A 12,610-nucleotide genomic window follows, 5' to 3' on the forward strand; every position below is an offset into this window, starting at 1 on the left:
GCCTACCGGGTGGCGTGCAGAACGTCACGGACCGAACGAGCAACCCCTTCGACATGCGGCCGCCCTGCGACGCCTCCGTGCCGGGCTACGGCGACGCCAACGCCGACTTCCACGTCGTCGGCGACCACCCGGGCGTCCACGGCGGCGCCGACACGAGCGTCCCGTTCACGGACTCGCTCGCGGGCGACCGCCTGCGCGCCGCGCTGCGCGCCGGGGGCGTCATCGGTGACGACGAGGACGCCTCGGAGAACATCTTCTTCTCGTACCTCCACGCCTGCGTCCCGAGCGACGGTGAGCCGACGGACGACGACTACCGCGAACTGGAGCCGTTCTTCGACGCCGAACTGCGGGCAATCACCGCACACGTCCTGTTGCCGGTCGGCGAGCGCGCGACCCGCCACGTCCTCGAGACGTACACCGCCATCGACCCCGACGACGCCGCGCTCTCGGAGGTTCACGCGACGGAACTCCACGGCAGCGGCTGGCTCGTCGTGCCCTGTCTGGACCCCGCGGGCTGGAGCGACGACCAGGAAGCCGGCTACGTGAGCGCGCTCCAGACGGTGGTCTCCCAGGACTACCAGCGCGAGGCCGACCTCGGGCGGTTCCTCGTCGCCCCCGAGCCGTACACGGTCCGGTAGCCGGGTTAACTCCGGGCCGTACGCAGTCGGGGGCCCGGAGCGACCACGCCGAACCACCGACAGCCCGTTCAGGTAGGCCTATGTCGGGGTAGCGGCTACGCCGGAGCGTGCACCACCTCCAGCTGACGAACGCCGCCTTCGAGGGGCGAAACAGCATCTACCTCCTCGGGGCCGGCGACGACGCCGCGCCGACGACGCTCGTCGACACCGGCATCGCCACGCCGTCCGTCGAGGCGGAACTCCGGGCGGCCCTCGAGGACTGCGGCGCGTCCTTCGCCGCCGTCGACCAGATACTGCTGACACACTGGCACCACGACCACGCCGGCCTCGCCGGCAGGATTCAGGCCGAGAGCGACGCCACCGTCCACGTCCACGAGGCCGACGCCCCCATCGTGGCTCAGGACCCCGACGCCGTCGCGTCGATGGAGGCCCGGCAGGCCGACTACCTCGACGAGTGGGGGATGCCGGCCGACAAGCAGGCGGAGCTCGAAGACTTCCTCCAGACCCACGACGACCTTCAGGGCGAGACCGCCGACGTCACGCCGCTGACCGACGGCGACACCGTCGACCTCGGCTACTTCGAGGCAGAGGTCGTCCACCTCCCCGGGCACGCCGCCGGCCTCGCCGCCTACGCCTTCGAGTACGACGGCCGCCGGGAGGCGTTCGTCGGCGACGCCGTCCTCCCGAAGTACACGCCGAACGTCGGCGGCGCCGACGTGCGCGTCGACCGCCCGCTCCAGCAGTACCTCGACAGCCTCCGGCGCGTCGAGTCGCTGGCCCTCGACCGGGCGTGGCCCGGCCACCGCGGCCCCATCTTCGCGCCGACCGAGCGCGCCCGCGACATCGCCGCCCACCACGACGAGCGCACCGACCGCGTCGTCGACGTCGTCCGCAAACGGGGCCCGGTCTCGGCGTGGGAAGTCAGCGCAGCGCTGTTCGGCGACCTCCGGAACATCCACGTCCTCCACGGCCCCGGCGAGGCCTTCGCCCACCTCGACCACCTCGTCCACGAGGGCGTCCTCGAGGCGACCGACGACGGCTACACCCTCGCGTAACCCAACGGTTTTTCGACCCGGTCACGTTACGTCTCCGCATGGTTCAGATGGAATCCGACGAGGAACTCGAAGCCGGCGACCGCGCCCCCGACTTCGACCTCCGCGGCACGGACGGCGAGACGTACACCCTCGACAGCTTCGCCGACCACGAGGCCGTCCTGCTCGTGTTCACGTGCAACCACTGCCCGTACGCGAAAGCGAAGTTCGACACCCTCAACGACATCGCCGCCGACTACGACGACGTCGCCGTGGTCGGCGTCAACCCCAACGACGCCGACGAGTACCCCGACGACTCCTTCGAGCGAATGCAGGAGCTCGTCGACGACGGCACCATCCAGTACGACGCCTACCTCCGCGACGACACGCAGGAGGCGGCCCGCGCCTACGGCGCCACCTGTACCCCGGACCCGTTCCTCCTGCGGAACACCGGCGAAGGGTTCGAGCTCGCCTACCACGGCCGGCTGGACGACGCCATGAACCCCGACGACGAGCCGACTCGCGAGGGCGGCGACGCCCGGGACGCCATCGACAGCGTGCTCGCCGGCGAGCCCGTCGAGACGGACTTCCAGCCGTCCCGCGGCTGCTCCATCAAGTGGACCGACGACGACTGACCCGCTGACCGGCGACTGCGCACTGCTGGTGGGTCGGCTCTGGTGGTGTGACCGCCAACGACTAACTGTCGGGCTGCCGTCACCCCGGCCATGAGCCTCGTTCTCGGCGACGACGTCGAATCGCTGCTCGCCGCCGCGAACCCCCAGCCGTCGGCGCTGCTCGCGGAGATGACCGAGCACGGCGACGACCGGAACTTCCCCACGCTCGGGCCTGACGCCGGCCGATTCCTCCGGCTGCTGGCGACGCTCGCGGACGCGGACCGGGTCTTCGAGTTCGGCTCCGGGTTCGGGTACTCCGCGGCGTGGTTCCTGCCCGCACTCGGGTCCGAGGGCGAACTCGTCCTCACCGACTACGACGAACAGAACCTCGCAGAAGCACGCGAATTCCTCGACCGCCTCGACCCGGCCGCCGACGTCCACTACGAGGCCGGCGACGCCATCGAGACCTTCGAGCGCTACGACGGCCCCTTCGACGTCGTGTTGCTCGACCACGACAAGGAGCGGTACGCCGAGGCGTTCGACCAGGTGGTCGAGGACCTCGCGCCCGGGGGCGTGGTCGTCGCCGACAACATCATGCAGGGGCCCGTGAACACGGCGGATGTCACCGATGCGCTCCGCGGTGGCGACCCGGTCGACGACGCCACTGCGGGCGTCGCCGCCTACGTCGAGCGAGTGCGCGACGACCCGGACTTCGAGACGGCGGTCGTGCCCCTCGGTGAAGGCCTCGCCGTCAGCACGCCGACCCGCTGAACGGGCGCAGCACGTCGCCCACCACGGCTCAGACCGCTTTCGCTCCGGTGTAGAGCACGTACGCCGTCAGCGTCGACCCGAAGAGCGTCGCCACCCAGCTCGCGAGCGTGCCGGCGTACTTCCGGGTGTCGACGCCAGCCCCGCCGCCACTGGCGGCGAACCCGCAGCCTGCGATGCTGTTGATGATGATGTGGTTGTACGAGATGGGCACACCGAGCACGTTCGCGATGACCTGCACCATCGGAATCGCCGTCACGAGCACAGCCAGCGACGTGCGCTGGCCGAGACTCGCGTACTGGCGGCCGACGGCCTGCAGCATCACCGGACTCTTCACCCACGCGCCGAGCGTGATGCCGAGTCCGCCGAACGCCATCAGCGACAGCAGACTGAACCCGAGGTCGTCGACCGTGCCGACGAGGGGTCCGACGGCCAGACCCACCTGACTGCCGCCGCCGATGAACGAGAACACGACACCGGCGAACAGCACGGCGCTGTCGACCCACCGCTCGACACGCGGCGACTCGGGCACGAACCGCTTGAGGGCGACTGTGACGCCGTACGCCAGTACGACGGCGACGACGCCCGACGCGACCCACGCGCCGAGCGTGAGCGCCCAGTAGTCGAGGTTCGCGCTGTAGTCGGCAGCGAACCCGACGCCGGCGACGGCGCCGAACGTCGAGAACGCCACCGGTATCGAGTGTTCGAAGTAGATGCCCAGTCCGACGAAGACGCCGATGACCACGAGCGCGACCGTCCCCATCCCGAACGTCACGGGCCCGGAGACGATCTCCGTCCCGACCCCCCGAGTGACGGCGGCGCCCTGCGCGACGGCGCCGACGAACCCGACGGCGCCGACGACGAACGCCCCACGAAGGACCGTGATGGAGTTCGACCCGACTGCGGGCGCCATCGACACCGAGACGCTGCTGGCACCCGTCACTGCTGCGACGGTGAACGAGATGAGAAACGCCCCCACCAGGAGAATCAGCGAAGGCACGTACTGGCCGGCAGTAGACCTCGTCGCGCTCAAAAACGTGGCGGATTCGGTCCGTGCGACGGTTTCCTGCGTCCGAGGATTTAGGTGGCTTCGCGCGCACCTCCCCGGCGCCGACGCGGCTGACGAATCGAGCCGAGTGAGCGACCTGCGGCTACGACACCAGTCACGTGCCCGGTGAAACCCAGACCACGTCGTCGCCGTCCACACGAATCGTCTCGGAATCGCTGCGCGGCCCCCGCCTACACGAGTTCAGTCCGCCGGTACGCCCGTACGTGGAACGGGTCCGCGAACTGCTCGGTGGCCGGGATGTGAGCGGGCCAATCGCCGGCTGACCGGCGGCGCCGCGCCACGGCCGAGTGAGCGCCCGATTCAGGGCTCGGCCTCGACACTCGCGGTCCGCTCTTTGAACTCCTCGACGCGCGTCAGCGCGGCGTCCTCGCTGCCGACCTCCACGCGCTCGTACGCCGACCCGTCGCCGGCCTGCTCGAGGCGGTCGTACGTGACCGCCCAGTCGCCGCGCGCGGTCTGCCGCAGCCGGATGACGGCGTGGCCGTCCTCGCGCTCCCACTCCCGCCCGGTCTGCCGGTCGACTTCGTGCCACTCCATGCCCGCGAGTTCGGGCGCTCCGATGTAAGCGCGGCGCATCCGGCGCGAGGTGCTCCTACTCGTCTGGCGACTCCCAGTCCGGCGCCCGGTGCTCCTCGGTCGGTTCGACCTGCTCCAGTACTACGCCCTCCACGAAGCCGCCGCGCTCCTCGGTCTTCGCGGCGCGCATGTCGTCGAGGTAGTCGCGGTCGACGTCGCGGGCGGCACAGATGGCGTCGACGACGTCGAGCACGTCCCCGATCTCGGCGACGGTGCGGTTGTCAGCGAACTCCTCGGCCTCCTCGACGAGCTTCGCCGCGAGTCGGTCGCGGTACTCCTCGCCCTCGGCGCGGTGGGTCACTGGCGTCTCGCCGTCCTCGCGGATGACGTCGGGGACTTCGTCCCGGACCAGTTTGTCGTACTCTCGGCTCACAGGGGCAGTGACGGGGACACCGACAAAGTGCTGTCGACTACGCGGCGTCCTCGATGGCGGCCAGCACCTCGTCGGCGTGCCCGTCCGGGTCGACGCCCTCGAAGGCAGCCTCGATGGTGCCGTCCGGACCGACGACGTACGTGTTCCGGTGGGTGACGTCCATCACGTCGCCCATGATTTCGCGTTCGCCGTAGGACTCGTAGGCGGTCGCGACCTCGCCGTCCGCGTCGCTCAGGAGGTCGAACGGCAGGCTGTAGTCCGAACTGAACTCGGCGAGGTCCTCGACGGGGTCGTCGCTGACGCCGACCACGGGGACGTCGGCGTCCTCGTAGCGGCCCCAGTTGTCCCGGAACTCGCAGGCCTCCATGGTGCAGCCCGGCGTGTCGGCACGCGGGTAGAAGTAGACGACGACGTACTGGTCGTCGAAGTCGGAGAGCGCGACCGTGTCGCCGTCCTGGTTCGGTAACTCGAAGTCGGGAGCGGTGGTGCCTTCGGCGAGCATACCCCGGGGTTCGCGGGCAGCCCGGGAACCAGTTACGGAACCAGCGAGAGCGCGTACAGCGCGAGCATCCCGACGACCACCGTCGCGAGCATGTCCTCGGTCTTCCAGGCGACGGCGGCGGCGACCAGCCCCGCCAGCAGCCGGTCGTTCCCGAGCGAGACTGAGAGGCCGCCGTCGCCGTACAGCACGAGCTCCGGGAGCACGAGCGCCGCGAGGACCGCCGGCGGCACGAACGCCAGCACGCGCTTGACGCGCGCCGGCACCTCGTCGGCGCGCCCGAGCAGCGTCACGAACGACACCCGGAGCAGGTAGGTTCCGAAGGCGGCGGCGAACACCACCAGCCAGAGTTCCATCACTGCCCCACCCCCGCGACGTCGGTGAGAGCCGCCGCCGCCACGCCGGCCAGCGCGGCGACCACGATGCCGACGTTCATCGGCAGCCCGGCAGCGGCGACGGCGACGAAGCCGCCGACGGCGGCCGCGACGCTCGTCGCCTCGTCCGTGATCGAGGGGACGAGCAACGCGAGGAACAACAGGGGCACGGCGAAGTCCAGCTGGAGCCCCTCGGGGACGGCGTCACCGGCGACCACGCCGGCGGCCGTCCCGGCGACGTACCCGACGTAGATTGTCGCGGACTCCCCGAGATAGTACGACAGCTCGTCCGTCGACTCGTCGCGCTCGTACTCGGTGACGGCGATGGCGAACGTCGTGTCGACGAGGAACTGGCTGGCGAACAGCCGCGCCTTCGACCCGAACTCCCGGAAGTACGGCGCGATGGCGGCGCTGTACATCACGTACCGAAGGTTCACGACGACGGCCGTCAGCACGACGATGGCCAGCGGCGCGCCGGCGTCCAGCAGGTCGATGGCGGCCAGCTGGCTCGCGCCGCCGAAGACGAACGCCGACAGCGCCACCGCCTGCAGGTCACTGAACCCCGCCTGCACGGCGGCCGCGCCGGCGACGAACCCGAACGGGACGTTCGCCGGCAGCGTCGGCACGGCGTCCCAGGCGCCCGCGAGGAAGTCCCGTCGGTCTGTCGGTGTCACTGGCTCCGGGTAGACGCCACGGCGGACAAGAGCGTTCCCGTTCCGGCAGGCGGGGTCACGCGAGCGCGACCAGCGCGGTCTCGCCCTCCTCGACCTCGGCGACCGTGTACAGCGTGCCGTCGTCGAGCACGGGGCCGGGGCCGACGCGACCGGCGAACGAGTGCTCGAACCGGAGCGCGGGGCCGCCGTCGGGGTCGCCGCCGGGCGTCGCGTCGAACGCGTACAGCGCGGCCCCGCCGACGAAGACGGTGTCGCGGGCGGCGGTCGGCGCCGTGTGCCGCCAGTCGCCGGTGGCCTCGCTCCACGCCGTCGACCCGGAGCCGGTGTGGACGGCCTCCAGTGTCCCGCCGTTGGCCACGAGCGCGAGGCCGTCGACGACCGCCACGCCGCCGTCGGCCCACCCGGTGTCGGCGCTCCACCGCTGCCCCATCTCGGAGCCGTCGCTGTCGTCTTTCAGTGCGTACGTGTTGCCGTCCTCGCAGTTCACGTAGACGGACTCGGCGTCGGCTGCCGGCGGCGCGACCGGGCGCGCGGGCAGCTGCCACTGCCAGCTCCCCACACCGTCGCGGTCCAGCAGGTAGACGCGGCCGGCGTCGGTCGCGACGACCGCCCAGTACCCCGACAGGAACGCCGCGTGGTGGTGGACCTGCCCGAACACCGTCTGGGTCCACACCTCGTCGCCGGATTCCGGGTCGAGGCCGAGGACGCGTTCGCCGACGCCACACACCAGCTGGTCGCCGCCGTACGTCGACGGCGACGTGACCTGCCCGGGGCCGTCGAACTCGCGGGCCCAGACCACCTCGCCGCTGTCGGCGTTCAGCGCCCGCAGCGTCCGACTCCGTGCGGCGTACACCACGCCGTCGAGCACGAGCGGCGGCGCGTCGGCGCCGTCGGCACTCCAGCGTTCGTCGCCCGTCTCGGCGTCCAGCGCCCGCAGGCGGTCTCTGGTCGCCACGTAGACGGTGCCGTCGGCGACCACGGGCTCCTGGTGGGAGAGCTGCGGGAACGGCGCCCGCCACTGCTCGGTGACGCCGTCGATCGGCGCCCGGCCGTCGGCCACCTGCCTGTTGTTGGCGGCGTTCGCGCCGAACGACGACCAGTCGCCGGTCGCGCCGTACACGTGTCGGTCGCGCTCCCCCAGCGAGACGTCACCAGACGGCGGCGGGTCGTCCGGCGTCCCTCCCCCTGAGAGAGACGCGCAGCCGGCGAGGAGCGCCGACGCCGCGGCTGCGGTGCTGCTCGCGAGAAACGACCGTCGAGTGGAGGGCATCGCCTCGGAGTTCTCCCGCTCGGCTGAAGTGCTTTCGGGAGCGCCCAGCCCGTTCAGAACGAGTAGTCCGACTCGCGGAGCTGCGCGTACCGGCCCTTCCGCAGCCCGAACTTCGTCTTCCGGTACTTCCCGTAGAGCTTGAGGCCGCCAGCAGCCGAGCGCGCGTTCGACTTCGAGATGATCTGGCCGTCGTCGCTGGCCGCCAGCATCTCCCGCGTGACGTGGATGGTGTCGTCCCAGTCGTCCGGGTCGAAGTCACTGACCACGTCGGCCATCGCGACGTTCCGCTTGAGCTCCTCGCCGATGGCGTCGTGCCACGCGTCGTTGTAGTCCTCGAGGCGTCCTTCGGCGGCGAGCCGACCGGCGAGCAGGCCGGTGCGGTGGGCGACGTGGTCGCCGCCCTCGTGGAACGCCGACGTGGTGCCCATCGCGCCGCCCGCGACGGCAATTCCGGCCTCGACGGGGGACTCGATGGGGCGCGTCGACGAGATGGGGTACGTCTCCGTCCCCTTCGATTTCCCGTGGCCGTTCGCGAGCGGGAAGTCCGCCTCGACGTCGTACTCGTCGCCGTACAGCTCCTCGAGCAGCCGCCGGATGTACTCCGAGCCCGACGGGATCTTCTCGTCGTCCTCGCGGAGCAGCCGCCACTCCGAGGCGTCGAAGTCCTCGACGTCCAGCCCGATGGGCATCGTCAGCCCGACCCGGGCGACGTTGTCCCGGTTCGGGAACACCCACGGGTAGGCCGTCTCGCCCGGCATCCAGCCCCACCAGAACTTCAGCGAGTCGTCGTCGAACAGCTCCTCGGGGAACCGCCGGTACTCCTGGTACGCGATGTGGTTGGCGCTCGGCGGGCTGAGGACCTCACTTGCCTGCTTGCCCTCGGGCAGCAGCGGGTCGAGGACGCGCATGGTCACCTGGCGCTGGGGACCGTCCGCGAGCACGAGGTACTCCGCGGTCACCGTCTCGCCGTCGCCCAGGTGCAGCGTGTGCTCGTGGCCGGTCCCGGAGAGCTGCGAGTCGACGCCCGTCACGCTCGTCCCGGCCTCGTAGCGCGCACCGGCGGCCTCCGCTCGCTCCCGAAGCCAGTCGTCGAACTTCGCGCGGTGGAAGGTGAAGCCGAAGTGCTCGTAGTCGCTGTCGATACCGGTGCGGTCGACAGTCACGCGCTCGCTGGGCCCGATGAACTCGGCGTCGACGAGCTCCTGCTCGACGACGTCCTCGGGGACGTCCTCGACGTCGAGGTCGGCGACGTCCAGCCAGTAGTCGAGGAATCCCGCCGCGTCCGTCGAGTCCGGCCCGAGTCGCTCCCGGTCGTCTCTCGGAACGCCTTTCTCGTAGACCACCGCGTCAGCGCCAGCCTCCGCGGCCGCGTAGGCGGCGGTCGACCCCGCAGGCCCGCCACCCACGACAGCTACGTCCACGTCAGTCATACCTCCACCCTGACCGCGCTGGTCTTAAAGTGCTTCGAGTTTTCGACCGCCGACCAGGTACGGTCGGGTGCCGGATTCCACTCCGGGTGCCCCCACGCTGAAGCCGCCGGCGCCCGTGTGTCGGTCTGTGACGCACCTCGACGACCAGGTGGCCGTGGGCGGGCTGCGGCTCCGGAACCGGCTGTACCGCGCGCCGCTGCTGGAGTGTGCGGGCACCGGCCCGGACACCGCCGAGACGCTCCGCGACGAACTCGAACCCGCTGCGGCGGCCGGCGCGGGACTCGTCTGCCAGGGCGCGACCATCGTCCGTGGCGAGGGCGGCTGCGCCGCCCCCGGCATGACCCGGGTCCACGACGACGACTTCGTCGCCGGGCTCTCGCCGGTCCCCGAGGCCATCGAGGCCCACGGCGGTCGCGTGTTCGCGCAACTCGAACACGGCGGGCTGCGCTCGATGGAGGTCTGGCACGCCGGCTACCGGGACGCCCACCCCGACCTCGACCAGCTCGCCGTCTCCCGGCCGCCGCTCCCGCTCCGGGCCGCCGACCGACTCGGCCTGCTCGACGTCTCGCCGCGCGTGCTCTCCACGGACGACGTGTACGAGCTCGCCGCGGACTTCGGGCGCGCGGCGGGCCGGCTGGCCGACGCCGGCTACCACGGCATCCACGTCGCCGGCGCGAACATGGGCATCGTCCAGCAGTTTCTCTCCCCGTTCTACAACCGCCGCAGCGACGAGTTCGCCGACGGCTTCCGGTTCCTCGAACTCGTCGCCGAGGAGGTCCGCCAGCGCACCGACCTCTCGCTCGTGACGAAGATTCCCGCCGAGACCCGGGCGCCGCCGGGCATCCGCCGCCACCTCACCGCCGACGACTGCGTGCGGCTCTGCGAGCGCGCCGTCGAGGACGCCGGCTTCGACGCCGTCGCGCCCGTCTCCGGCAGCGTCTTCTGGGACATGCACGTCGTGAGAGGGGAGTACCCCGAGCGTGCGTGGCGCGACGACCAGTTCCAGGCGGGCTACGCCGACGCCTTCGGCGGCCGGTGGCGCGCGAAGCTGGTGTCGCTGGCGAACCGCCTGCAGGCCCGCCGCGCGACCTTCGAGCCCGCGTGGAACGCCGACCTATGCCGGCGCGTCCGGGAGCGCGTCGACGTCCCGGTGATGCTGGAGGGCGGCGTCAGGGAGCGAGCCCGCATCGACCGCCTGCTCGGGGACGCCTGCGACCTCGTCGGGATGGGCCGGCCGTTCTACGCGGAGCCCCGGTTGCCGGCGCGACTGCTCGACAATTCCGGGGCATCCGTGGCCTGCGAGAACTGCAACAACTGCACTGTGCCGCAGGCCGCGGGCGCCGACGGCGTCTGCCGCACGCCGTCGGTGCTCGCCGAACGCGGCCGCCTGGCTCGCGAGGGCGCGTACGATACTGGGCAGGTGTGAGCGAGGCGACTCAGTTCGGAGTGGTGTCGCCGCGGGCTCTCACGGTGAGGACCGCGTTGAAGGCGAGCGACAGCGGGATGAACGCGCAGCCGCCCGTTACGACTGCGCGGCCGACAATGTGGGAGACGATTTCAGTAAGGCAATGCCGGTGAGGAGAAATCTGCTGAGTCACTCACCGGCCTCTACTTCTTCATTCGTATCTTTGGGACGTAGTTACTAGGTCTCGATGAATCCCTCCTCACCGTCTCAACTCCCTCTAGACTCACCGACTCTTCTCTTAGGTCACGTGCAGGAACCTCGTATGTATGGCATCTAGTCGTTTCTTTGACGACAATAACCGCCACCTGTTCGCACCTGGACTGAGCAACTGTTGAAGACACCTTTACATCCAGATTCCGCACCAATCTTGGGATACTTATAGCCAACCGAGGGAATATCCCGGGTTGGACAAATCCTTGAGTGGATGTGAATAGTCCTCTATTACGAGAGTGTGGGGTCTAGCGGAGAAAATAGAAGCTTTGCGAGTGCTGCTAGTACGGCTATTATTAGTACGGCAACCTCAGAGCGGTTCAGATCATAATTCAGATTTGGGATGTCTGGGAAGAATTCGTCAAGTTCTTCCAGAGACGAATAGATGTAGGCCTCAAGTTGTTCTTCCCACTCCGCCATCGTGGCAGTTGGGCCGATCCCACACCAGCGATGGCAGAAGTCTAGCGAATCAGACCCGATGTAAGAACATTCCTCAACAGGCTGGTATCCCATCCATAGATCGATTGAAATCGTATAGCTGGTACCAGCCGCTGAGATAGTAACCCCCTCAATTTCGGCACCTGCCAGAGTTTTATTTTCCCCATTACATGTAGCGAATACCTTGGGAGACACCTCACCGACTTCAGCACACCAAGTCGAATACTCAAACCACTCTGGGCCGACCGATATGCATTCTTTTCCCCCTGAGTGGGTGTAAGAGGGATCGTCAACCCAGTCAGGAGCGCTACCTCCCGGAGGCTTTATGATTTGGTCTGGGTCGAACGAGGGGGTGCTTTGCACCTCCTCTATGCCGGGCATGGGTTCCTTTTCTTTTACAGTAGTCGGCTTACCAACGCTACCACTCATGACGGAGACTTTTCTCACTTCACTGTTCTGCCAGAATCGAAGCTCCGTTGGCGATTTCCAGCGAATATTTCGGACAGATCCGTCATCTTTGCCAGCCACCCGGATGATATCTGCTGGGGTATCATCTTGCGAGGTGGTTCCTGTAGCTATGTACAGTACCCTAGTAGCTTTGTCAAGGGTCGTGTATGCAAGGATATCCTGATTCGTGTTGGTTGCTTTCTCAACGAGGATGTCTGGCACTTCTTCCGCCGCGAATGCTGAACCAACACCCGGCAGCGATATCGTTCCTACGGCGCCAGAGCCGATTCCGAACAGGAGTTTGCGTTTTGAGAACTTCATATCACCTCCAACATCCGACGTTATTAATTTTTTCCAGATTTCAACTAAATTGAGAAGGAGATTAGGAATTAGAAACATACTTAGAATTAATAGACTCAACTACAGTAGAAAAGAACACTAACAAGATCGGAACAATCGATGGGAGAGAATCCCCCAACTCAACAAAGCGAATATATATCCAACTTAGTGTCGCCGTACCCAGAATAATGATATTCACTGCGAAGGGGATTGGAGTATCGTAATTCGCTCTACTGAGCGCGAAATGATAATACATTGTAATTGGTGATAAAACTAGAAACAGGAGCCCCGCAGTAGCGATAGCGAGTTGCCGCTGGGAAAGTACGACTAATATTACGTACACTATCAACGCCCCAGCAAATATACGCTGCAACGCGTTGTAGGATCGAGTGAAT

14 protein-coding genes are annotated in these 12,610 nt (G+C 68.1%); 5 read left to right on the forward strand and 9 right to left on the reverse strand.

What is annotated here, in order from left to right; genetic code table 11:
* The first annotated feature begins 14 nt into the window (after positions 1–14).
* The 4 genes from LT971_RS12400 to LT971_RS12415 all read left to right on the forward strand — a co-directional run bounded on the left by LT971_RS12400 (position 15) and on the right by LT971_RS12415 (position 3,054).
* Complete coding sequence (locus tag LT971_RS12400; protein ID WP_237007250.1) at positions 15–638, forward strand: uracil-DNA glycosylase family protein; 624 nt, start codon at positions 15–17, stop codon at positions 636–638.
* A 107-nt stretch (positions 639–745) separates the two neighbouring features.
* Complete coding sequence (locus LT971_RS12405; RefSeq protein WP_237007251.1) at positions 746–1,693, forward strand: MBL fold metallo-hydrolase; 948 nt, start codon at positions 746–748, stop codon at positions 1,691–1,693.
* Positions 1,694–1,731: 38 nt separating this feature from the next.
* Positions 1,732–2,304 carry a thioredoxin family protein gene (locus LT971_RS12410; protein WP_237007252.1) on the forward strand — a complete coding sequence of 191 codons (573 nt, stop codon included), beginning with the start codon at positions 1,732–1,734 and terminating at the stop codon, positions 2,302–2,304.
* 90 nt (positions 2,305–2,394) lie between these two features.
* Positions 2,395–3,054, forward strand: coding sequence for an O-methyltransferase (locus LT971_RS12415; RefSeq protein WP_237007253.1), 660 nt, complete (start codon positions 2,395–2,397; stop codon positions 3,052–3,054).
* A 28-nt stretch (positions 3,055–3,082) separates the two neighbouring features.
* Here LT971_RS12415 and LT971_RS12420 read toward each other — a convergent pair whose 3' ends face one another.
* From LT971_RS12420 to LT971_RS12455, 8 genes are all read right to left on the reverse strand, one after another.
* Entirely contained in the window at positions 3,083–4,051 is a 969-nt protein-coding gene (locus LT971_RS12420; protein WP_237007254.1) for an inorganic phosphate transporter, read from the reverse strand.
* Between the two features lie 369 nt (positions 4,052–4,420).
* Positions 4,421–4,657: a DUF7543 family protein gene (locus LT971_RS12425; protein WP_237007255.1), complete on the reverse strand. Its 237-nt coding sequence runs from the start codon at positions 4,655–4,657 to the stop codon at positions 4,421–4,423.
* Between the two features lie 55 nt (positions 4,658–4,712).
* On the reverse strand, positions 4,713–5,069 hold the full coding sequence (locus tag LT971_RS12430; protein ID WP_237007256.1) for a nucleoside triphosphate pyrophosphohydrolase: 357 nt from the start codon (positions 5,067–5,069) through the stop codon (positions 4,713–4,715).
* 37 nt (positions 5,070–5,106) lie between these two features.
* Complete coding sequence (gene bcp / locus LT971_RS12435; protein ID WP_237007257.1) at positions 5,107–5,571, reverse strand: thioredoxin-dependent thiol peroxidase; 465 nt, start codon at positions 5,569–5,571, stop codon at positions 5,107–5,109.
* A gap of 32 nt (positions 5,572–5,603) precedes the next feature.
* On the reverse strand, positions 5,604–5,924 hold the full coding sequence (locus LT971_RS12440) for an AzlD domain-containing protein (RefSeq protein WP_237007258.1): 321 nt from the start codon (positions 5,922–5,924) through the stop codon (positions 5,604–5,606).
* Positions 5,924–6,616, reverse strand: a complete 693-nt coding sequence (locus LT971_RS12445; protein ID WP_237007259.1) for an AzlC family ABC transporter permease — start codon at positions 6,614–6,616, stop codon at positions 5,924–5,926. Before LT971_RS12445 ends, LT971_RS12440 begins: the two co-directional genes overlap by 1 nt.
* 55 nt (positions 6,617–6,671) lie before the next feature.
* Positions 6,672–7,886 (reverse strand): outer membrane protein assembly factor BamB family protein, encoded by a 1,215-nt coding sequence (locus LT971_RS12450; RefSeq protein WP_237007260.1) that lies wholly within the window; start codon positions 7,884–7,886, stop codon positions 6,672–6,674.
* Between the two features lie 53 nt (positions 7,887–7,939).
* Positions 7,940–9,316 carry an NAD(P)/FAD-dependent oxidoreductase gene (locus LT971_RS12455; protein ID WP_237007261.1) on the reverse strand — a complete coding sequence of 459 codons (1,377 nt, stop codon included), beginning with the start codon at positions 9,314–9,316 and terminating at the stop codon, positions 7,940–7,942.
* 127 nt (positions 9,317–9,443) lie between these two features.
* On the opposite strand from LT971_RS12455, the gene LT971_RS12460 reads away from it, so the two are divergent.
* A complete protein-coding gene (locus tag LT971_RS12460; protein ID WP_237007262.1) occupies positions 9,444–10,742 on the forward strand; it encodes an oxidoreductase in 1,299 nt (432 codons plus the stop codon).
* Between the two features lie 480 nt (positions 10,743–11,222).
* On the opposite strand, the gene LT971_RS12465 is transcribed toward LT971_RS12460, so the two are convergent.
* A complete protein-coding gene (locus LT971_RS12465; RefSeq protein WP_237007263.1) occupies positions 11,223–12,197 on the reverse strand; it encodes a hypothetical protein in 975 nt (324 codons plus the stop codon).
* Positions 12,198–12,610 lie beyond the last annotated feature (413 nt).

Origin of the sequence: Halobacterium rubrum, from assembly GCF_021729015.1 — an archaeon.
Lineage (GTDB): Archaea > Halobacteriota > Halobacteria > Halobacteriales > Halobacteriaceae > Halobacterium > Halobacterium rubrum.